This is a genomic window from Lysobacter sp. CCNWLW3 (assembly GCF_036697405.1).
GTDB lineage: Bacteria > Pseudomonadota > Gammaproteobacteria > Xanthomonadales > Xanthomonadaceae > Lysobacter.
In genome coordinates, this window is the sequence record NZ_JBAHWA010000027.1 from 22596 (window position 1) to 42799 (window position 20204).

Here is a 20204-nt window from a genome sequence, read left to right on the forward strand (position 1 = left end):
GCCAATTGTTTCACTACCCCATGCAGGTTTCATGAGCAGTCGTTACAACGCCGCCGATATCGAAGTCCTTTCCGGCCTGGACCCCGTCAAACGCCGTCCGGGCATGTACACCGACACCACCCGGCCCAACCATCTGGCCCAGGAAGTGATCGACAACGCGGTCGACGAGGCCCTGGCCGGGCACGCGCGCAGCATCGACGTGGTGCTGCACGCCGACGGCAGCTGCGAGGTGTCCGACGACGGCCGCGGCATGCCGGTCGACATCCACCCGGAGGAGAAGATCCCCGGCGTCGAGCTGATCCTGACCCGGCTGCACGCGGGCGGCAAGTTCAGCAACAAGAACTACACCTTCTCCGGCGGCCTGCACGGCGTCGGCGTCAGCGTGGTCAATGCGCTGTCGACCCTGGTCGAAGTGCACATCAAGCGCGACGGCAACGAATACCGCATGACCTTCAAGGACGGCGACCGCGCCACCCCGCTGGAGGTGGTCGGCACGGTCGGCAAGAAGAACACCGGCACCCGCGTGCGCTTCTGGCCGGACGCCAAGTACTTCGACACGCCCAAGTTCAACCTGCGTTCGCTCAAGCACCTGCTGCGCGCCAAGGCCGTGCTCTGCCCCGGCCTGACCGTGAAGCTGCACGACGCGGCCAGCGGCGAAACCGCGCAGTGGTATTACGAGGATGGCCTGCGCGACTACCTGTCGGGCGAGCTGCGCGAAGGCCAGCCGCAGCGCGAGCTGCTGCCGCCGGAGCTGTTCGTCGGCCAGCTCAAGAAGGACACCGAAGTGGTCGACTGGGCGGTGGCCTGGGCCCCGGACGGCGAGCTGACCCAGGAAAGCTACGTCAACCTGATCCCGACCGCACAGCACGGCACCCACGTCAACGGCCTGCGCACCGGCTTCACCGACGCGCTGCGCGAGTTCTGCGATTTCCGCAACCTGCTGCCGCGCGGCGTCAAGCTGGCGCCGGAGGACGTGTGGGACCGGGTCGCCTTCGTGCTCAGCATCAAGATGACCGACCCGCAGTTCAGCGGCCAGACCAAGGAACGCCTGTCCTCGCGCCAGGCCGCGGGCTTCGTCGAGGGCGCTGCCCACGACGCGTTCTCGCTGTGGCTGAACCAGCACACCGAGCTGGGCGAGAAGATCGCGCAGCTGGCGATCGAGCGCGCCGCGGCGCGTTTGAAGACCGAAAAGCAGATCGTGCGCAAGAAGATCACCCAGGGCCCGGCCCTGCCCGGCAAGCTCGCCGACTGCACCTCGCAGGATCTGTCGCGCACCGAGCTGTTCCTGGTCGAGGGCGATTCGGCCGGCGGCAGCGCGCGCCAGGCGCGCGACAAGGATTTCCAGGCGATCCTGCCGCTGCGCGGCAAGATCCTCAACACCTGGGAAGTCGCATCCGGCAGCGTGCTGGCCTCGCAGGAAGTGCACGACCTGGCGGTGGCGATCGGCTGCGATCCGGGCAAGGACGACATCACCGGCCTGCGTTACGGCAAGGTCATCATCCTGGCCGACGCCGATTCCGACGGCCTGCACATCGCGACCCTGCTCAGCGCGCTGTTCCTCAGGCACTTCCCGGCCTTGGTCGCGGCCGGCCACATCTTCGTGGCGATGCCGCCGCTGTTCCGCGTCGACGTGGGCAAGCAGGTGTTCTACGCCCTGGACGAGGAAGAGAAGCGCATCCTGCTGGAGAAGATCGAACGCGAGAAGATCCGCGGCGCGATCAACGTCACCCGCTTCAAGGGCCTGGGCGAGATGAACGCCTCGCAGCTGCGCGAGTCGACCATCCACCCCGACACCCGCCGCCTGGTCCAGCTGACCGTCGACGACGGCATCGAGACCCACTCGCTGATGGACATGCTGCTGGCCAAGAAACGCGCCGGCGACCGCAAGCAGTGGCTGGAAACCAAGGGCGATCTGGCGACGCTGGAGGTTTGAGCGTCGCGGCGCCCGGCAGGAAACAAGCTGGACGATGCATTGCCGGGCGCAGACCAAGGCCACGCCGAATCGGCGCTGCATTACGCCGCCTGGTCGGGCGATCTCGACGAGGTCCGCGCGCTGATCGCGGCGGGCGCGGATGTGAACTGGATCGACTCCAGCGCGGAGACGGCGCTGTTCGGCGCCGCCGCCTGGGGTCACACGCAGATCGTCCGCTGCCTGCTGACGGCCGGCGCCCGTCACGACCTGTGCGAACGCGGCGGCCTCACGCCGCTGCACTACGCCGCCAGCCACGGCAACCTCGCGACGATCGAGGCCCTGGTATCCGCGGGCGCAGACACTGCCGCCGCGGACGGCAACGGCCGCCTGCCGATTGATGTGGCACACGCACATGGAAAAGGTGCACATGTTGCGTATCTAAAGACGGTGGGGCCGGCGACCGCTTCGCGACGAAGCTAGGGTTTGGGGTATAGCTGGACCGCCGCCGCGTGCGGGCGACGCTCGACGTCTGAGCGTCCGCTCATGATTCGTGGCACCACTTCGTACGCATACTGCGCGCGTACTCCACTTAATATCCACAGCAAGCACCATTTTCTTGCAATGCGGAAGCGCGATCTCAGCCGTTGCGATGGCCCCTCGCTATCATGGAGCGAGAGCCGTCGCTCAGCCTTGGATCGGAGCTCGCCGCATGCATTCCTCGAAGACGCTTAAGTACCGCCGGCCCCTGATGGGTCTGAGCGCCATGTTTCTCTCGGTTATTGCATGGCCCGCAGCCGCGGCCTGCAACGCTTCAGACCTCCCATCCCTGTCGGCCTGCCTCGCCGCGATCGGCAACAACGATGAGATCAGCCTGCAGGCGGATCTCAGCTGCGATGGTGCGCAGTGCTGCCCTGAGGGAGTCGCTTTACTGCATGTTTACGGCAAGTCCGGCGTGACCATCGAGGGCAATGGCCATAGCCTCGCGCGCGGAGGCGATGCATGGGCGCAATGCCCTGCCCTGCACATCTGGAATTCCAGCCTCATCCAGGTACGCAACCTGATCGTGCAGGAAAACGCATCGGTCACGTCCCCGCCTTGCTACCAGGGCGCCCCTTGCCCATCCAACATTGCATTGCTAGTGCAGGATTCCGCGAACATCGCGATGGACCGGGTGGAGGTCTACGACGCGCCGAGCTTCGCCGTGGCGACGAACGGTGTCGATGGCTTTCTCTTCGATCGCTCCAAGATCCATAACGCGGGCCTGATCGGCCTATTCTCGGGTCCAAACGGAAACGTCGCCTCCACTGGAATCATCGTGGATCGCTCCATTTTCACCGCCAATGCCACCAACGCCGTGGTGTTCTACGACAGTGCCGACAACCGGCTCAGCAATAGCCTGCTACTGGGCAATCACCGCCACGGCATGTACTACTGGTGCGGCCCCGCAGGCAACCAGCCCTGCAACGGCGGTCAGGTCTACGTGCCGCGCGGCGGCGCCACAATTGTCGACAACAATGTTGTCGGCGACGGCCGCTGCGACAACTGCGCGACCTCGCCCACGCTCCATCATCCGGTATGGGCGATCGAAGCCGGCGGCTACAGCGGACTGAGCGACGCCGCGCAAGTTGTGAATGGGCTGGAGATCAAGAACAACTATTTCTATAACCATGCCACGGCTGCGGTATTCAGGAACGAACACTCGATACTCAATGCGTTTTACCTGACCGGCAATATCGCCGCGGGCGCGGGCAGCCTGTACATGCCTTACAATCCCAACGATCGCTGCACGCTTTCCGGCCCCGGCATCGTCGACAAGGACAAGTGCGCGGCGGACGCCAATCAGCCGCACGAGTCCGGCAACCATTCGTCGTCGCCTTATCAGCTCGACCGCGGCGGCGTCGCGGATTGGAAGCTCTATCAACTCGTCGCAAACGGCTTCCGGTACGAGGCTCGCTACGCTACCGAGCAGCCGCAGTTCCTGGCGGCCCATCAGCTGGCCCTGCGGCCGCTGTCCGGCGTCGATGGCGGCGGCGCGATCTATCGCTGCTGGCTTTCGACGCCGGTCAACGGCGTTTATCACGACTACTTGAGCAATGACCGGAACTGCGAAGGCGGCGGCAGCTTGGATTCGATCGTCGGGTTCAGCGTCGGTGCCGGCAGCCCTGGCGCTTATCCGATCTATCGCTGCCGCAACGGCTACGATCATTACGTTTCGACGCAGTCCAGTTGCGGCGGCGATACGCAGGAAGGCCTGCTCGGTTATGCCCGACCGTGAAAGATGCCGAACGTCGACGAGTTTGCGCATGCGCAAGCTCGACCGGGCCATGGCCGGCCCCTGCTGCGGTATATGTGCATGAGAAAGGTGCGCGCGGCGCGCATTTAAGACGTCGGACCGGCAATCACATCGCGACGAAGCTAGAGTTTGGTGTATAGCTGGGCCGCCGCCGCGTGCGGCATCGGCCCGGACAGCCCTCTGCGTAGCGCTGCCGGCGCCGATCTTCGCGTATGCAATCGGACCGAGGCCTGCGATGGATACTGCGGCGCGCCCCATGCAACACCCCATCCTGTTCTGGTCGGCCATCGCGGTCGCGGCCTCGCATGCGCTGCTGATCTGGTTGATGCACGCCTTCGGCGGGCCCTGTGGCGATGGCTTGTGCGGGTTCTGGGAGGCGATCTTCATCTGGCTGCTATGCGCCTTGGGCAGCGCGGCGCTGGCCGTGATCGGCTGGGTGCGTGGCGAGCGGCCGCGTTGGCTGGTCTTGCTGGTGCCTGCGGCGCTGGGGGCGCCGTTGATCGTGCTGATGGTGTGGGTGATGTATACGCAGGGTGGTTGAGGACTCACGGGTAGGAGCGGCGTAAGTCGCGACCACGGGAACGAAGCAGCTGTGCAGAACGGGCTTGCGGGCGAAGCGGAGACCTTGTGCGTCGTAGACGCGGACTCCTCGGCTGCCGATGCCGGCGTTTAGGTTGAGGTTGCGCGAATCGCGGCTTACGCCGCCCCCACAGAGGGCGGGCCGACGGCCTGCTCGAAGCTTGCGCTGGGCATGGGTGGCGTGGTCGCGGCTTGCGCCGCTCCTACCTCCAGGCCTTGGCGGTTGCGCCGCGCTATCCCTAGGGCTGGGCCGCCTGGAGGGCGCGCAGGGCGGCGCGCAGCGGGGTGCGCAGGGTCGCGGGGCGACAGCGGACCAGGTCGACCTTGGGGGTGGCGTGCCAGCGCGCGCAGTCGTCGATGGCACGGGCGATGTCGGCGATCAGGGCTTCGTCGGCGACGAGGTCTTCTTCCAGGAACAGCGCCTTGACCTCGAACACGCCTTCCCGGCGATGCGCCTTGGCGTCCAGGCGTCCGACCAGGCGGCCGCGCGCGAGGATGGGCAGCACGAAGTAGCCGTAGCGGCGCTTGGGCTCGGGCGTGTAGCACTCCAGGGTGTAGTCGAAGCCGAAGAATTCGCTGGCGCGTTCGCGGTCCCAGACCACCGGATCGAAGGGCGACAGCAGGGTGGCGTGGGTCGCGCGCAGGCGCCCCGCGGCGGCCAGAGCCAGCGCGCCGGCGTGATCGGGATGTACGTAGCCGGGCGCGTCCCAGCCCTTCACCGTCACCCGCAGCAAGGCGCCCTGCTCCACCAACGGATCCAGGTCGGCGTCGCGCAGGCGCGGCTTGGTGCGGTAGTAGTCGGCGATCCAGCGCGCCTGGGTCAGGCCGAGCGCGCGCACGGATTTGAGCAGTGTCTCGCGTCTGATCGTCTCGGCGTCGATGGCCGTGGTGTTCCAACCAGGCACGACGGTACCGGCGACGCGTTCGCTGAGATCGTAGACGCGGTGGAAATTGTCGCGCCTGGCGACCATCAGCTCGCCCAGCGCGAACGCGGCCTCCAGCCAGCGCTTCTCGTCCTTCCAGCCCCACCAGCCGCCACCGCCGGCCTGCTCGCGTTCGAAATCCGAGGATTTGACTGGGCCCAGGCTGCGGATGTGTTCGAGCAGGCGTTCGATCTTGGCGCCGCTGCCGGCGCGATGGGCCTGGGCGTTGCGGATCGCCCAGTGATGGGCGCGCTGCGGCATGGCGTTGCGATGCAGCAGGTAGTCGCCCATCGGCGCGAAGCAGGCTTCGTGGGCCCAGACCTCGAAGATCTCGCGTTGCGCCAGCAGTTCTTCCAGCCAGGCCTGCGGATATGCGCCCAGGCGCGAGTACAGCACCAGGTAGGGGCTGCGTGCGACGATGTGGATGGTGTCGATCTGCAGCAGCTGCATGCGCGCGATCGCATCGAGCAGATCGGCCTTGCGCGCGCGCCGGCGAGGGCGCGCTAGCAGGCCCTGCGCGCCCAGGTGCAGCGCACGCGCCTGCGATAGCGTCAGCGCGGGCGCCGCAGCCGTGCTCTTCATCCGGCCAGGCAGGTTCGCAGCAGTTCGGCCAGCAGCGGTTGCAGCTTGGCGGCCTTGGCTTCGTCGTAGGCGAAGCTGGCCTCGTCCATGTAGTTGCGCTGGCTCAGCTCCAACTGCACCGCCTGTACACCGGTGTCGGGCGAGGCGTAGTGACGGGTGATGTAGCCGCCTTTGAAGCGGCCGTTGACGATCCAGTCGTAGCCGCCCTGCCCGGCCAGCACCGCTTCCAGGCGCGCCTGCAGTTGCGGCGAGCAGCTGGCGCCGCCGGAGGTGCCCAGGTTGAGGTCCGGCAGGCGGCCCTCGAACAGGAACGGCAACTCGCTGCCCTTGATCGAATGGCCTTCCCAGAGCACCACGCGGCCGTGCTCGCCGCGCAGGCGCGCCAGTTCGGCGTCGAGGTTCTCGTGATACGGACGCCAGTAGCGATCGACGCGCTCGGCGACTTCCTCCGGCGACGGCGCCTGACCGTCCAGGTAGACCGGTTCGCCGGTGAACTGCACCGCCGGGCACAGGCCGGTGGTGTTCTGGCCCGGATACAGCGAGGTATCGTCGGGCGGGCGGTTGAGGTCGACCACGTAGCGCGAGTAGCGCGGCACCAGGATCGAGGCGCCCAGTTCGCGCGCGAACGCGTACAGCCGCGACACGTGCCAGTCGGTGTCGGGCGCGCGCCGCGCCGAGGGCTGCATGCGCCCGGCCAGCGCCGGCGGGATCGCGCTGCCGTCGTGCGGCAGGCTGATCAGCAACGGCGCGCTGCCGTGGTGGAGTTCGAAGACCGGTTCGGCCGGCGCGGGAACGGTACTCATGTCGGTTCAGGGTTTCAGCTGGCGCTCGAAGAAGTCCATGGTACTGCGGTGCACCTGCATCCAGGTCGCGTAGCGCAGGAAGAAGTGATCCTCGTCCGGAATGACCAGGCTTTCGATGGGCACGCCGCGCGCGCGCAGGCGCTCGACCAGATCCACGCTCTGGCTGAATTTGACCGCGCGGTCGTCGTCGCCGTGCACCAACAGCACCGGCGAACGCCAGCCTTCGACGTGCGCGACCGGCGAGGACTGCCCGGCCAGCTCGAGCTCGTCGGGCTTCAGGCCCCACAGGCCGCTGTTGTCGCCGCCCTTGGCGCTCTCGCGCCAGTCGTGCACGCCATGGCGGTCGACACCGGCCGCGAACAGGTCGGAATTGCGCGACAGCGCCTGCGCGGTCAGATAGCCGCCGTAGGACCCGCCGTAGATGCCGATGCGCCGCGCGTCGACCTCGGCCAGACCGGCCAGGTGCGCTTGCGCGGCCAGCACGTCCTGGTACTCGCTGGCGCCGCGCGGGCCCTGCTTGGGCGCACGCCGGAAGGCCTGGCCGTAGCCGGTGCCGGCGCGATAGTTCAGGGCCAGCACCACGAAACCGCGGCTGGCGAGCCATTGGTTGCTGGCGTAGTCGTTGTAGTAGTAGCTGCTGTAGTGCCAGCCCGGCAGCATCTGCCGGATCGGGCCGCCGTGCACGTAGACCAGGGCCGGGCGCTTGCCCTTGAACGAGGCCGGCGGCATGAACACGGTCGCGTGCGAGACCATGCCGTCGGCGGCGCGCAGGGTCACCGTCTTGGGTTCGACCAGGGCCTGGATCGGGAACGCGGCCGGCAGCTGCGCCGGGAAGATCCGGCGCGGCTCGCCGCCGCCGGCCGGCATCACCGCGATCGCGGTCGGGCGGCGCGCGTCGGCGTGGCGGAACGCGATCCACTGCGCGCCGGCCAGCGGCAGCGGGTCGGTCGCGATCTGGCCATCGGCGGTCAGGCGCTTCGGCGCGGCGCCGGCGGAGGCGGCATACAGCTGACGGCGTTCGATGTCGTCGCAGTTGGCGCTGTAGACCAGGCGGCCGGCATCGCTCAGGCCCGCGGTTTCGACTTCGCAATCGCCGCGGCTGATCGCGACCGGCGTACCGCCGTCGGGCGACAGCGCGTACCAATGCAGCCAGCCGCTCTCTTCCGAACTGAACAGCAGGCGGCCGTCGCGGCTCCAGCGCAGCGGCTCGGCCACCGCGAACTGCGCGTGGCCGCCGGCGCTGGCACCGGAGCGGTGCACGCGCCGCGCCTGGCCGCTGTCGGCGTCGGCCACCCAGACCTCGAACGGATTGGCCAGGGTCAGGTCGAAGGCCAGGCCCGGGCGCGCACCGGCGCCGCGCAGGAAGGCGATGCGCTTGCCGTCCGGCGACCACACCGGCGAGCTGTCGTTGTTGTAGTCCGGCGCGATCCAGCGCACCGAACGCGCGGCCAGATCGAGCACGCCGATGAAGGCGTGGTCGCCGCGGTTGCTGACGAACAGCAAGCGCCCGCCGTCGGGCGAGAACGCGGCCGCGCTGTTGGCGCCGCGCGTCTTCAGCAGCGCTTCCACGCACCAAGCCGGCGCCTTGGCATAAGCATGCGGATAGCAGCCCACGCCCTTGCCCTGCACGATCAGAGCGTCGCCGGCGGGCGCGAACATCACGCCGCGGCCGGCGGCCACGCGCTGGGGCGCGGCCGAACCGTCGCTGGGCACGATCCACACCGCCTGTTCGGCGCCGTCGGGATCGCCGGTGGGATTGCTGGCGTTGCCGGCCGCGTCCGGGCCGCCGCCGCGCACGTAGGCCAGGTAGCGGCCGTCGGCGCTGAGCGCGAGCGAACTCAGCAACTGGCCGTCGTCCTCGTCGTAGCCGGTGAGTTTGCGCGGCGCGAACTCGGGCGCGCTTGCGACCCACAGGTTGCGCACCCCACGCTCGTTCGCGGCCCAGGCGATCACCGGCGCCTTGGCCGCGGCCACCGGCACTTCCGGTTGCGGCGCGCCGAGCAGGTCGGCGATCTCCATGCCTTGCGCGGCCGGCGCGGCGACCAGCGCGCCCGCCAACATCCAACTCTGCCACCGCTGCTTCATGCGTTTCGCTCCGTGAATGAGGGATCTGCGTGCTCGGTCCGTACGATCCGGCGACAGCGGCTGCGGTTCAGCGCATCAACACCACTTCCTCGGCGCTGGTGGGGTGAATCGCAACCGTGTCGCGCAGGTCGTCCAGGGTGATGCCGCGCTTGAGCGCGACCGCGAAGCCCTGCAGGATCTCATCGGCGGCCTCACCCATCAGATGGATGCCGATCACCCTTCGTTCCTCGCCCACGCATACCAGTTTGAACAAACTGCGCTGCGGAGAGTTGACCAAAGCCTGCAACATCGGCCGGAATCCGGCCCGATACACGTGCACGGCATCGCCGTGCTGCGCGCGCGCCTGCGCCTCGGTCAGGCCGACCTTGCCGATCGGCGGATGCGAGAACACCACGGTAGGAACGTCGCGCTGGTCCAACACCGCGCTGGCGCCGCCGTAGAGGCGATCCATCAGCCGGCGCGCGGCCGCGATCGCGACCGGAGTCAGGGCCGGGTCGGCGGTGACGTCGCCGACCGCGTGAATGCCGGCGACGTTGGTGGCGTGGCGCTCGTCAACCTGGACATAGCCGCGCGCGTCGGTGAGCACGCCGGCCGCGGCCAGATCCAGCGAGGCGGTATTGGCGCGGCGCCCGGTCGCGAACAGCAAACGGTCGTAACGATCGCTCAGGCCGCCGTCGGCGTCGCGCAGGCGCACGCCGTCGCCGTCGCGCTCGACCGCGGCCAGACGATGGCCGAACTGGACGTGCACGCCGGCATGGCGGTAGTCCTGCGCCAGTTGCTCGACCAGCTCGACGTCGAAACCGTCCAGCAGCTTGCCGCGCACCAGCAGGTCGACGCGGCTGCCCAGCGCCTGCAGCAGGCCGGCCAGTTCGACCGCGATGTAGCCGCCGCCGACGATGGCCACGCGCTCGGGAGCGGCGGTCCATTGGAAGAAATCGTCGGACACGCCGCCCAGTTCGGCGCCCGGCAACTGCGGGCGCAGCGGATGCCCGCCGGTGGCGATCAGCAGCTGGCGCGCACTCAGGCGCACGCCGTCCATGCATTCGATGGTGCGCGCGTCGATGAAGCGCGCGCGCATCGGCGCGGTCACGATGCCGGCCGCGTCGAGGCGGCGGCGGTAGCTGTCGTGGATGTTGGCGATATAGCGCTGGCGGTGGGCGATGAAGGTAGGCCAGTCCAGCGCGGGCGATTCGGCGACGTCGAAACCGAGGTCGCGCGCCATGCGCAGGTGGCCGGCCACGCCCGCGGCCAGCCACATCGCCTTCTTCGGCACGCAGCCGACGTTGACGCAGGTGCCGCCGAGCAGATGGGGTTCCAGCAGGGCGACGCGGGCGCCGTGCTCGGCGGCGCGGAAGGCGCCGGCCAGGCCGCCTGAGCCGCCGCCGATCACGATCAGGTCGAAGTCGCGCAGGGCGGCGCTCATGCGAATCGCTCCGGTCGGTAAGGCGCAGGGTCGATCGCGGGCGCGCGCCCGGCGATCAGGTCGGCGACGAGCTGGCCGGTGCCGGCGCTCATGCTCACGCCCATCATGCCGTGGCCGGTGGCCAGCCACAGGCCGTCGCGGCCGGGCACGCGGCCGATCAGGGGGATGTCGTCGCTGCTCATCGGACGCCAGCCGTACCAGCGCTCGCGTTCGACCGGGCCGACCGGTTCGTGCAGGTACTCGGCCGCGCCGCGTTCCAATGCCGCCAGACGGCGCGGATTGAGGCTGTCGTCGTAGCCGGAGAATTCCATGGTGCTGCCCAGGCGGTAGCCGCTGCCCCAGGCGGTCACGCAGACCTTGCGCTCGCGCAGCACCACCGGCCGCCGCGGCACCCGCGCCGGACGGTCGTAGGTGATCGAGTAACCCTTGCCGGGCTGGATCGCGCGCTTCAGCCCCGGCAGGCCGATCGCGTCGGACAGCTGCGGCGACCAGGCGCCCAGCGCCAGCACGACTTCGCGCGCGCGCATCGACCCTCGCGTGGTGCTCAAGCCAATCCCATCGCCGCCGCTGTCCAGCGATTGCAGGCGGCAGTGTTCGACGATGACGCCGCCACGCGCACGCACCGCCCGCGCGAGCGCATCGACGTAGCGATCCGGGCGCAGCACCGCGTCGTGGTCGAAACGGATCGCGCCGGCGACGCCGGGCTTGAAGGCGGGATCTTCGGCCTCGTAGCGGCGGCCGTCGATCAGCTCGATGCGGATGCCGAGCTCGCGCAGCAGATCCAGTTCGATCTGGCCGGCGGCGAAGGCGCGCTCGTCGCGGAACACGTAGTCGACGCCGCTCTGCTCGAACTCGCACTGCAGGCCGTAGTCGCGCACCCAGTCCTGCAGGCGCGCGCGCGAATCGTTGAGCAGCGCCGACTTGGCCAAAGCGCTTTGACGCCAGTCGCGGGCGTTGCAGCGCAGCGCGAAACGCAACAGCCAGCCCCACAGGCGCGGGTCCAGGCGCGGGTGCACGTACAACGGCGCGTCGGGGGTGAGCATCCAGCGCAAGGCCTGCGCGATCACGCCCGGCGCGGCCAGCGGGGTCGCGTGGCTGGGGGTGATCGTTCCGCAGTTCCCGTGCGAACTGCCGCTGCCCAGGGTGTTGCCTTCCAGCACGCAGACCCGGCGCCCGTCGTTCAGCAGGGCCAGCGCCGAGGTCAGACCGATGACGCCGCCACCGACGATCGCGATCTCCGCATCGCGCAGTGCGTCGCTGGGGGGGGGTTGCAGGGATTCACTCGACAAGGCTGTGCTCGGCTCGAACGAAGATCCGGAAGTGTGACCGCAATCCGACAGCGAGCGCTATCGGCCGCTTCCGCATTCCGGAAACGCGTCCCAGCGGCACTTACGGTTGAAGAACTCGGCGAGGGAACGCAGGCGGAACGCGATCGATCGCATGAGTTGTGGAACGAAACAGTAACGGATGTGGACGCATTCCACCAACCATCTTTCGACACTTCGGGGACATACGCATATGCAAGCGAAAACCGCCCTACTCAGCGCCGCCATCGTCGCTGCCCTGACCCTGCTGGCCAGCCAGTCCGAGACCCTGTCCGGTTCCGCCCATCGCCAGCTCCAGGCCGACCCGGCCGGCGCGATCGCGGCGTCGGCAGCGAGCCGCAGCGCCGGCGCGCACCCGGCCGGCAGCGGCCTGCAGGCGATCCTGGCCCGCGCCGCCGGCGCCCGCCCCGGCAGCGACCAGCTGTTCGCCGCGACCTCGCCCGCCGAGGCCGACGCTTCGCCGGCCGCCGATCGCGCCCGTGGCCTGCTCGAAAGCAGCGCCGCCCGCGAAGTGCACCGCATGCCCGCCGACGGCTTCGTCGCCCACGACGTGATCGTAGACCGCGACGGCACCGAGCACGTGCGCATGGACCGCACCTACCAGGGCCTGCCGGTGATCGGCGGCGACATGGTCGTGCATTCGCGCAACGGCAAGATCCAGTCGATCACCCAGGGCGAGGAGATGAAGACCTTCGTCCGTCCCGATATCAAGCCCGGCATCAGCGCCGCCCAGGCCGAGGTCGAGGCCGGTGCGGCCTTCGACGGCACCGTGACCGACATCGAATCGACCCGCCTGGTGGTGTTCGCGCGCGGCGGCCGTCCCACCCTGGCCTATCAGGTCGATCTGCTCGGCGACCGCCGCAACGACCAGGCGCCGGGCACCATGACCTACTACCTCGACGCCGCCGACGGCAAGGTGCTGCTGGCGGACGACCGCTTCCACTCCGCCGCCGCCAGCGGCACCGGCAAGACCCTGACCCTGGGCGACGTCGGCATCGGCACCAACTCGGTCAGCGGCGGCTTCCAGTTGACCGATGTCTCGCGCGGCAGCGGCTCGACCTGGGACGCGCGGAACCAGACCAGCACGTCCGGCGCCCTCTTGTTCAGCGACAGCGACAACACCTGGGGCAACAACAGCGTGTCCGACCGCGCCACGGTCGCCGCCGACGCCCACTACGGCGTCGCCTCGACCTGGGACTACTACAAGAGCGTGCACGGCCGCAACGGCATCTCCAACAACGGCGCGGGCGCCAAGAGCTACGTCCACTACGGCACCAACTACGTCAACGCCGGCTGGAACGGGGTGATGATCTACGGCGACGGCGACGGCGTGACCTACCGGCCGCTGGTGGCGGTGGACGTGGCCGGCCATGAGATGACGCACGGTGTGACCGGCGCCACCGCGCGCCTGGGCTACTACAACGTCAAGGACGCCGGCGGCCTCAACGAAGCGGTGTCGGACATCTTCGGCACCCTGGTCGAATTCAGCGTCAACAACCTCAACGACCCGGGCGACTTCCTGATCGGCGAGGAAATCTTCATCAGCAATCCGGACGACAAGAAGGCCCTGCGGCTGATGTTCAAGCAGGATGCCGACGGCAAATCGTTCGCCTGCTATCCCGCCGGCGGTTTCCGCGCGTCGCTGTCCTACTACCGCGGCCCGCACGACCCGCACCTGACCTCCGGCGTGGGCAACCGTCAGTTCTATCTGCTGAGCCAGGGCGCGATCGCGCCGGCCGGCTTCGGTTACACCAACGCGCAGATGGTCTGCAACGGCGACACCGGCATCGTCGGCATCGGCCGCGCCAAGGCCGGCGCGATCTGGTACCGCGCGCTGACGCGCTACTTCGTGTCCAGCACCACCTATCCGCAGGCGCGCACCGGCACCCTGCAGGCGGCGGCGGATCTGTACGGCAGCGGCTCGGCCGAGTACCAGGCGGTGGCGCGCGCCTGGTCGGCGGCCGCGGTGAACTGAGGCGCGATTCCGCAGGCTCACGAGCGGCCCGTCCTGGCGGGCCGCTCTTCCTGCGTCAATGCGGCGTCGCCGCGACCTCGCGACGCAAGGCCGGACGCCGCGCGTACGTGAACCATCGCCACAGCCATTCCATCGGCCCGTAGCGGTAGCGCGCGAACCAGGCCTGCGCGAACCCGACCTGCAGGGCGAACAGCAGGCAGGCGCCCAGCAGCTGCGGCGCGCGCGAGACCTGGCCCCACAGGCCCAGGCCATAGCCGTAGAACGCCAGGGTGCCGGCCAGCGACTGCATCAGGTACAGGCTCAGGGCCATGCGCCCGGCCGGCGCGAACAGCAGCGGCCAGCGCGCGCCGCCTTGCAGCCTGCGCACCAGCCAGGCCAGGTAGGCCAGCGACATCAGCGGCGCGGCCGCCAGCTCCAGCGTCGCCGACAGCATGTCGCCCGCGCTCATGCCGGCGCCGCCCAACACCGGTTCGCTGTCGATCGCCAGCCCGCCCAGGGTGATCGCCAGGCCCAGCGGACCCGCACCCCACAACAGCCAGGCGTAGAGACGGCGATGGCGCGCCGGGTCGACGATCGCGCCACTGCGTACGAACCAGGCGCCGATCGCGAACATGCCCAGCGCCATCGGCACGAACACCCACAGCGTGCCCAGGTTCTGTTCCAGGAAGTAACGCCAGCGCAACGCGGTCGCCTCGCCGTAGCTGCCCTGGCTGTAGGCGGCGATTTCGGCGCCGCGCAGCGCGTTGTCGGCCGCGGCATTGCCGAGGTCTTCGCCGGCGCTGCCGTTCATGGCGATCGCGAAGCTCGCCATCAGCAGCGTCGTCACGATGATCAGGTGCAGCAGGCCGCCGATCGGCCACAGCGCGTCCTGCGGTGCGTTGCGCAGGGCCAGCAGGCCGAGCGCGGCCAGCGCGTAGCAGAACAGGATGTCGCCGGACCACAGCAGGATCGAATGCGCCAGACCGATCGCCAGCAGCCCGAGGGTGCGGCGCAGATAGACCGGCACGAAGTCGGCGCCGGCCGCGCGCGCGCGCTCGCTCATGCTCGCGAAGCCCATGCCGAACAGCAGCGCGAACAGGGTCCAGAACTTGCCCTGCACGAAGATGTAGACGAAGCCGTCGGCGATCCGGTCCAGCCAGGCCTGGTCCGGATCGATACCGGTGCCGGCATCCAGCATCGAGGAGGTGAACGATTCCACGTTCATCAGCGCGATACCGAGCAGGGCGATGCCGCGCAGGGCGTCGAGCGCATCGATGCGTTCGCCCTGGGGCACGGGGCCCAGGGCGGCGGAGGAAACGGGGCTGGAGTTCATGCGCGCACTCTACCCGCCGGCGCGCAAACGCAAACGGCCCGCATCGCGCGGGCCGTTCGGGTGTCGCGTCGCCGCGCGGCTTAGTGCTGGTGGCCGCCGTCGCCGTGCACGTGGCCGTGCTCGACTTCCTCGGCGCTGGCCTCGCGCACTTCCACGATCTCGACCGCGAAGTGCAGGTCCTTGCCCGCCATCGGGTGGTTCAGGTCGACGTCGACCACGCTCATGCCGACCTTCTGGATGGTCACCGCGCGCGGGCCGAAGTTGGTCGGCAGCACGGCCTGCATGCCCGGCTCCAGGCGCGCGTCCTTGAAGTACTTCTTCGGCACGCGCTGGGTCAGGCCTTCCTGGCGCACGCCGTAGGCGTCGGCGGCGACCACGTCGACTTCGAACTTCTCACCGGCCTCGCGGCCTTCCATCGCGTTTTCCAGGCCCGGGATGATGTTGCCGTGGCCGATCAGGATCGCCAGCGGACCGCGGCCTTCCGAGCTCTCCAGCGGCTCCTGGCCGGCTTCGGAGACGGTGTAGTGGAAAAGGACGACGCGATCTTTCTCGATTTTCATTGCGGGACTCGACTGGCGGCCGACGGTGCGGCGCGGATGGGTAAGGCGGCAGCGGCAGCGGGGCCGGCGCGACGGAGACTTGTCGCCGCCGGCGCCAGCCGCCAAGCTAACGGCGTGACGAAGGCCGCGCATTATCCCGGCAACACCGCCCCCGCGCCAGCGCGCGGCGCTGGCCCGTTGCCGGTCGCCGGCGCGCGCTGGCTGCTGATCGGCGCCGTCTGCGCCCTGCTCGCGGCCTGCGGCGGCGGCCGCGAAACCGTACGCCGCCCCGCTCCGTCGCCGATGCCGCGGGTTTGGCCGGTGGTCGAGCCGGCCGACCCGGCCTCGGCCAACTCGGTGCTGATGCGCGCGATCAGCCTGGTCGGCACCCCCTACCGCTACGGCGGCAACACCCCCGAGGGCGGCTTCGACTGCTCCGGCCTGGTCAACTACGTCTACCGCGACATGCTGGCCTTGAACCTGCCGCGGACCTCGCGCGACCTGGCCGGCTTCCAGGGCCCGAAGATCGCGCCGGAGCGCCTGGCGGCCGCCGACCTGGTGTTCTTCGGCAGCTCCGGCAACGTCAGCCACGTCGGCATCTACGTCGGCGAGGGCCGTTTCGTGCACGCCCCCAGCACCGGCGGCACGGTCCGCCTGGATCATCTGGACGGGCCCTACTGGCGCGACCATTACAGCGGAGCGAAACGGGTTCTGAAGTAGCCGGCGGCCAAAATGTGAGCAAAATCACAGGCTTGTTAACGAGCTGCTAACGAAATTTGAACCTTCTGCTCGCGTTCGGCAGGCATGATCGCTCGGTATCGATTCAGTGATGACCGCGTGACGACCCAGCTCCTCTGCCAAGGCCGCCCAGCAGCCACCACCGCCCCCCGCCTTGCGCGGGCCGCGTTCCGTATTTCCCTAGTCCTCGCCCTGGCCGCCCTGGCGCTGCCGGCGTTCGCGCAGGAACAGCCTTCCGCGGTGGCCTCGCTGGCCGGCGGTTCGGCCATGAGCGGCGACTCGGCCGACGGCCCGGCACCCGCCACCCGCCACCTGCTGCCCGACGCGATGACCCTGCCGGACCGCGCCCTGCTGCTGGCCACCGATCTCAACCGCCTGCTGGCCTATTCCAGCGCCGGCGACAGCAAGACCGGCACCGCCGCCGCACCGGCCGCCGGCGAAGGCCGCATCAAGGGCATGCTGCAGCGCGCCCTGGCCCTGCTCGGTACGCCCTACCGCTGGGGCGGCAACTCCCCGGACAAGGGTTTCGACTGCAGCGGCCTGGTCGGCTACGTGTTCCGCAACGCCCTGGGCATCGAACTGCCGCGCGTCTCGCGCGAGATGGCCAAGACCGGCGAACTGATCAGCGACCGCGACGACCTCAGCGAAGGCGATCTGGTGTTCTTCGGCCGCAAGGGCCGGGTCGACCACGTCGGCATCTACCTGGGCGAAGGCCGCTTCGTGCACGCCCCGCGCACCGGCAAGGACGTGACCGTGTCCAGCCTGGACACCGGCTACTGGAGCGGCAAGTTCATGGAAGCGCGCCGGGTCGAAGGCATCTAAAGCTTCTCGCGACACCATAGCTGACACATAGCTACAGGGAAGGCCGCCTCAGGGCGGCCTTCTGCTTTTCCGCCCTGAGGCTCCTGCCTCCCCCTTTGAAAAAGGGGGATTGAGGGGGATTTGCTCTTCATAGCCGGAGCCCCTCTGGGCACAGGCAGAGACTCAGAGCGGATCGGCGACCTGGCTGAGATAACGCTCCACCGTCGCCTCGATGCCCTTGCTCAGCTCCATCACCTTCAGCGCGTATTCGGCCAGGCGCTTGTCGTCCTCGCTGGTCGGGGTCCAGGGCGGCACCGGGGTCGGCTTGCCTTCGACCTGGTCCATGGCCACGAACACGATCACGCAATGGGTGCACAGGCGCTCCTCGGCCTCGCCGTCGTCCAGGCCCGGGTCGCGCGCCTTCACGTCGACCGCGAAGTGCATGCTGGTGGTGCCGGTGTGGACGAGCTTGGTATGCACGGTGACCAGGTCGCTGATCCGGATCGGGGCGACGAAGCGGATCCCGCCGACCGCGACGGTCACGCTGTACTTGCCGCTCCAGCCGACCGCGGCGGCGTAGCCGGCCTGGTCGATCCACTTCATCACCATGCCGCCGTGGACCTTGCCGCCGTAGTTCACGTCGGTGGGCTGGGCCAGGAACCGCAGGTTCAATTCGCGCTGTTGGCCTTTCATGCCACGACTCCCTTGCACAAGTGACGGACCACGGCCGCGCCGACGCCCAGCACGGCGCCGCGCAGGCGTTCGTCGGTCAGCACACCGGTCTCGGGCAGGCGTTCGGCGGCGGCGCCGACCGCGACCTGCTGCGGCACCACCAGCAGGCCGAGCTTGGACAGCGCGTCGCGCAACACCAGCAGCGAGCGGATGCCGCCCAGCGGCCCCGGCGAGGCCGAAACGATGCCGGCCATCTTGTCCTGAAACAGCAGGGTGCCGGAGCGGCCGTCGGCGGTCGCGCGCGACATCCAGTCCAGGGTGTTCTTGACCAGCGCGGGCATGGAGCCGTTGTACTCAGGCGTGCTGATCAGCAGGCCGTCGCAGCCGGCCATCAGCGCCTGCAGGCGATGCACGTTGTCGGGCATGCCGGCGGCCTCGATGTCGCCGTCGTAGACCGGCAACGGGTAGTCGCGCAGATCGATCAGCTCGACTTCGGCGCCGGCCGCGCGCGCGCCTTCGGCCAGCAAGGGGATCAACCGGCGGTTGTAGGACGCCTGGCGCAGGCTGCCGGCGAAGGCGAGCAGGCGCGGACGCGGCGGCGGGGTGGCGATGTAGCGGTCGGCCTCGGGCGAGCGCGGATCGGAAGGGCTGGCGGACATGCGCTGGCTCCAGGGAGAAGGCCGCCGATTATGCGCACAGCCGCCGCGCTTGCGGCGATGCTCGCGACCGGCGATGCTCGCCGCGATTCGTCAGCGGGAGACACGACATGGGGCGCACGATACTCGCGGTGCTGGCCGGCCTGGTGGTGGCCTGGATCACCATCACACTGTGCGAATTCGGCGGCGTGATGCTGTACCCGCCGCCGGCCGGGACCCACCTGGCCGATCCCGACGCCTTGGCCGCGCATATCGCCGGCGCTCCGCCGACCGCGATGGCGTTGGTCCTGCTGGGCTGGATCGCGGGCGCCTTCGACGGCGGCCTGATCGCGGCGTTGATCTCGCGCCGGCACAAGCGCGGCGCGGCGCTGAGCATCGGCGTGTTGGTGGTGCTGGGCGTGATCGCCAACAGCCTGATGATCCCGCACCCGCTGTGGATGACCGTGGCCGGCCTGCTGCTGCCGATTCCGGCGGCCTGGCTGGCTTCGCGCCTGGTGGGCGGGCGCAAGGCGGAGCGCGCATGAGCGAGCTGCGCAACTCCGGCAAGGCGATCGTCTACACCGTCGGCCTGTTCGCATTCGCGTTCGCGATCGGCGCCTGGCTGGCCGGCTACGCCGCACCCGGCCACCAGGCCGCGTGGTGGATCAGCGGCGCCCTGCTCGCGGTCGGGCTGGTGGTCGGCCTGAAGGTGCTGGAGGCCGCGGCGATGCTGGCTGCGCCGTTCCTGCTGGCGAAGATGGCGGCGCGCTGGGCGGTCACCGGCAAACCCCTGAACCCGCGCCAGGACGGCGACCGCCACGACTGGATCGCCTACCTGCTGTTCATTCCTTCCTATGCCTTGTTCGCGCTAGCGACCGGCGCCGACATCGGCTTCATCAACGGCGGCTTGGGCTTCTTCCTCAGCGCACTGGTGTACGGGCTGGCCGGCGTCGTCCTGGGCGCGGTGGCGGCGAGGATTTTGTTGAAGCATGCCTGGGATGCGGGTTGAGCACGCACATGCCATCCAAATCCGTTTCCCCGGTCGGCTGGTACGTCGGCTCCTACCTGCTGCGCTTCATCGAATTGGACGCTCCAGGCAACGACGATCCCGAGCGCGAGTTCCCCACCTGGGAAAACACGGTCATCGTCCAGGCCGGCCACATGGACCACGCTTACGACAAGATCGTGGCCATCGCGGAACGCGAGACGGCGCCGTACCGGGGCGGCGATGAAGGCATAAGGGTTCGCTGGGTGTTCGAGGGCGTGACCGAACTGCTGCCGATCTACGAGGAACTCGCGGACGGCGCCGAAATCATGTGGGCCGAGCACGAACCCACCCGGCTCGACCAATTGCGACGGCGCGTTTACAGCCGCGACGAGTTGATCGCGCCGCTGTCCGGAGACGCTGGAGTCCCGTCTACGCGGGAATGACGGCAAAAGTAATACCGGATCGCGGCCTGTGCTGTTGCTGTTGCTGTTGCTGTTGCTGTTGCTGTTGCATTGAAATCCAATAGCACCGCACTCGCCGATCAACCGTAGACCCGAAGGGCGGCGCGCAGGACGCGCGCCGTTTTTCGAATGGACAAGGATGTCCATTCGAAAAATCC

Annotated in this window: 19 protein-coding genes; 10 read left to right on the forward strand and 9 right to left on the reverse strand. The window is 69.0% G+C overall.

What is annotated here, in order from left to right; genetic code table 11:
- The first annotated feature begins 31 nt into the window (after window positions 1–31).
- From parE to V1318_RS21115, 4 genes are all read left to right on the forward strand, one after another.
- Complete coding sequence (gene parE, locus V1318_RS21100; protein WP_332941740.1) at window positions 32–1933, forward strand: DNA topoisomerase IV subunit B; 1902 nt, start codon at window positions 32–34, stop codon at window positions 1931–1933.
- Between the two features lie 39 nt (window positions 1934–1972).
- Window positions 1973–2392, forward strand: a complete 420-nt coding sequence (locus V1318_RS21105) for an ankyrin repeat domain-containing protein (RefSeq protein WP_332941741.1) — start codon at window positions 1973–1975, stop codon at window positions 2390–2392.
- 229 nt (window positions 2393–2621) lie between these two features.
- The gene (locus V1318_RS21110; protein WP_332941742.1) at window positions 2622–4187 is read left to right on the forward strand and encodes a right-handed parallel beta-helix repeat-containing protein; all 1566 of its coding nucleotides are present in this window, start codon (window positions 2622–2624) and stop codon (window positions 4185–4187) included.
- A 274-nt stretch (window positions 4188–4461) separates the two neighbouring features.
- Window positions 4462–4746 carry a hypothetical protein gene (locus V1318_RS21115; RefSeq protein ID WP_332941743.1) on the forward strand — a complete coding sequence of 95 codons (285 nt, stop codon included), beginning with the start codon at window positions 4462–4464 and terminating at the stop codon, window positions 4744–4746.
- 277 nt (window positions 4747–5023) lie between these two features.
- Here the strand turns inward: V1318_RS21115 and V1318_RS21120 are convergent, their stop codons facing one another.
- The 5 genes from V1318_RS21120 to V1318_RS21140 form a co-directional block, all read right to left on the reverse strand.
- The gene (locus tag V1318_RS21120) at window positions 5024–6289 is read right to left on the reverse strand and encodes a crosslink repair DNA glycosylase YcaQ family protein (protein ID WP_332941744.1); all 1266 of its coding nucleotides are present in this window, start codon (window positions 6287–6289) and stop codon (window positions 5024–5026) included.
- Window positions 6286–7092 (reverse strand): N-formylglutamate deformylase, encoded by an 807-nt coding sequence (gene hutG / locus V1318_RS21125; RefSeq protein WP_332941745.1) that lies wholly within the window; start codon window positions 7090–7092, stop codon window positions 6286–6288. Before hutG ends, V1318_RS21120 begins: the two co-directional genes overlap by 4 nt.
- Window positions 7093–7098: 6 nt before the next feature.
- Window positions 7099–9177 carry a prolyl oligopeptidase family serine peptidase gene (locus V1318_RS21130; RefSeq protein WP_332941746.1) on the reverse strand — a complete coding sequence of 693 codons (2079 nt, stop codon included), beginning with the start codon at window positions 9175–9177 and terminating at the stop codon, window positions 7099–7101.
- A 67-nt stretch (window positions 9178–9244) separates the two neighbouring features.
- Window positions 9245–10600 carry a glutathione-disulfide reductase gene (gorA, locus tag V1318_RS21135; protein ID WP_332941747.1) on the reverse strand — a complete coding sequence of 452 codons (1356 nt, stop codon included), beginning with the start codon at window positions 10598–10600 and terminating at the stop codon, window positions 9245–9247.
- Complete coding sequence (locus tag V1318_RS21140; protein ID WP_332941758.1) at window positions 10597–11850, reverse strand: FAD-dependent oxidoreductase; 1254 nt, start codon at window positions 11848–11850, stop codon at window positions 10597–10599. Before V1318_RS21140 ends, gorA begins: the two co-directional genes overlap by 4 nt.
- 268 nt (window positions 11851–12118) lie before the next feature.
- Between V1318_RS21140 and V1318_RS21145 the strand changes: the two genes are divergently transcribed.
- Window positions 12119–13900, forward strand: coding sequence for a M4 family metallopeptidase (locus tag V1318_RS21145; protein ID WP_332941748.1), 1782 nt, complete (start codon window positions 12119–12121; stop codon window positions 13898–13900).
- A 55-nt stretch (window positions 13901–13955) separates the two neighbouring features.
- On the opposite strand, the gene V1318_RS21150 is transcribed toward V1318_RS21145, so the two are convergent.
- Entirely contained in the window at window positions 13956–15212 is a 1257-nt protein-coding gene (locus V1318_RS21150) for a DUF418 domain-containing protein (protein WP_332941749.1), read from the reverse strand.
- Window positions 15213–15292: 80 nt separating this feature from the next.
- Window positions 15293–15772: a peptidylprolyl isomerase gene (locus tag V1318_RS21155; protein ID WP_332941750.1), complete on the reverse strand. Its 480-nt coding sequence runs from the start codon at window positions 15770–15772 to the stop codon at window positions 15293–15295.
- A 201-nt stretch (window positions 15773–15973) separates the two neighbouring features.
- On the opposite strand from V1318_RS21155, the gene V1318_RS21160 reads away from it, so the two are divergent.
- Together V1318_RS21160 and V1318_RS21165 are read left to right on the forward strand one after the other, a co-directional pair.
- On the forward strand, window positions 15974–16471 hold the full coding sequence (locus tag V1318_RS21160; RefSeq protein WP_332941759.1) for a C40 family peptidase: 498 nt from the start codon (window positions 15974–15976) through the stop codon (window positions 16469–16471).
- A 117-nt stretch (window positions 16472–16588) separates the two neighbouring features.
- Window positions 16589–17311, forward strand: coding sequence for a C40 family peptidase (locus V1318_RS21165; RefSeq protein ID WP_332941751.1), 723 nt, complete (start codon window positions 16589–16591; stop codon window positions 17309–17311).
- A 162-nt stretch (window positions 17312–17473) separates the two neighbouring features.
- Here the strand turns inward: V1318_RS21165 and V1318_RS21170 are convergent, their stop codons facing one another.
- The gene (locus tag V1318_RS21170; protein WP_332941752.1) at window positions 17474–17983 is read right to left on the reverse strand and encodes a hotdog domain-containing protein; all 510 of its coding nucleotides are present in this window, start codon (window positions 17981–17983) and stop codon (window positions 17474–17476) included.
- Window positions 17980–18621 carry an NAD(P)H-dependent oxidoreductase gene (locus tag V1318_RS21175; RefSeq protein WP_332941753.1) on the reverse strand — a complete coding sequence of 214 codons (642 nt, stop codon included), beginning with the start codon at window positions 18619–18621 and terminating at the stop codon, window positions 17980–17982. Before V1318_RS21175 ends, V1318_RS21170 begins: the two co-directional genes overlap by 4 nt.
- A gap of 107 nt (window positions 18622–18728) precedes the next feature.
- Between V1318_RS21175 and V1318_RS21180 the strand changes: the two genes are divergently transcribed.
- The 3 genes from V1318_RS21180 to V1318_RS21190 are packed head-to-tail and all read left to right on the forward strand — an operon-like array spanning window position 18729 to window position 20028.
- Complete coding sequence (locus V1318_RS21180) at window positions 18729–19142, forward strand: hypothetical protein (RefSeq protein WP_332941754.1); 414 nt, start codon at window positions 18729–18731, stop codon at window positions 19140–19142.
- Entirely contained in the window at window positions 19139–19606 is a 468-nt protein-coding gene (locus tag V1318_RS21185; RefSeq protein ID WP_332941755.1) for a hypothetical protein, read from the forward strand. Before V1318_RS21180 ends, V1318_RS21185 begins: the two co-directional genes overlap by 4 nt.
- Window positions 19607–19614: 8 nt before the next feature.
- Window positions 19615–20028: a DUF4288 domain-containing protein gene (locus V1318_RS21190; RefSeq protein WP_332941756.1), complete on the forward strand. Its 414-nt coding sequence runs from the start codon at window positions 19615–19617 to the stop codon at window positions 20026–20028.
- Window positions 20029–20204: the final 176 nt, after the last annotated feature.

Bases quoted from the DNA above. Each gene is read 5' to 3' on its own strand.
- parE (WP_332941740.1), top strand. From the start codon at position 32: ATGAGCAGTCGTTACAACGCCGCCGATATCGAAGTCCTTTCCGGCCTG.
- V1318_RS21110 (WP_332941742.1), top strand. From the start codon at position 2,622: ATGCATTCCTCGAAGACGCTTAAGTACCGCCGGCCCCTGATGGGTCTG.
- V1318_RS21115 (WP_332941743.1), top strand. From the start codon at position 4,462: ATGCAACACCCCATCCTGTTCTGGTCGGCCATCGCGGTCGCGGCCTCG.
- V1318_RS21120 (WP_332941744.1), bottom strand. From the start codon at position 6,289: ATGAAGAGCACGGCTGCGGCGCCCGCGCTGACGCTATCGCAGGCGCGT.
- hutG (WP_332941745.1), bottom strand. From the start codon at position 7,092: ATGAGTACCGTTCCCGCGCCGGCCGAACCGGTCTTCGAACTCCACCAC.
- V1318_RS21130 (WP_332941746.1), bottom strand. From the start codon at position 9,177: ATGAAGCAGCGGTGGCAGAGTTGGATGTTGGCGGGCGCGCTGGTCGCC.
- gorA (WP_332941747.1), bottom strand. From the start codon at position 10,600: ATGAGCGCCGCCCTGCGCGACTTCGACCTGATCGTGATCGGCGGCGGC.
- V1318_RS21145 (WP_332941748.1), top strand. From the start codon at position 12,119: ATGCAAGCGAAAACCGCCCTACTCAGCGCCGCCATCGTCGCTGCCCTG.
- V1318_RS21150 (WP_332941749.1), bottom strand. From the start codon at position 15,212: ATGAACTCCAGCCCCGTTTCCTCCGCCGCCCTGGGCCCCGTGCCCCAG.
- V1318_RS21155 (WP_332941750.1), bottom strand. From the start codon at position 15,772: ATGAAAATCGAGAAAGATCGCGTCGTCCTTTTCCACTACACCGTCTCC.
- V1318_RS21170 (WP_332941752.1), bottom strand. From the start codon at position 17,983: ATGAAAGGCCAACAGCGCGAATTGAACCTGCGGTTCCTGGCCCAGCCC.
- V1318_RS21175 (WP_332941753.1), bottom strand. From the start codon at position 18,621: ATGTCCGCCAGCCCTTCCGATCCGCGCTCGCCCGAGGCCGACCGCTAC.
- V1318_RS21180 (WP_332941754.1), top strand. From the start codon at position 18,729: ATGGGGCGCACGATACTCGCGGTGCTGGCCGGCCTGGTGGTGGCCTGG.
- V1318_RS21185 (WP_332941755.1), top strand. From the start codon at position 19,139: ATGAGCGAGCTGCGCAACTCCGGCAAGGCGATCGTCTACACCGTCGGC.
- V1318_RS21190 (WP_332941756.1), top strand. From the start codon at position 19,615: ATGCCATCCAAATCCGTTTCCCCGGTCGGCTGGTACGTCGGCTCCTAC.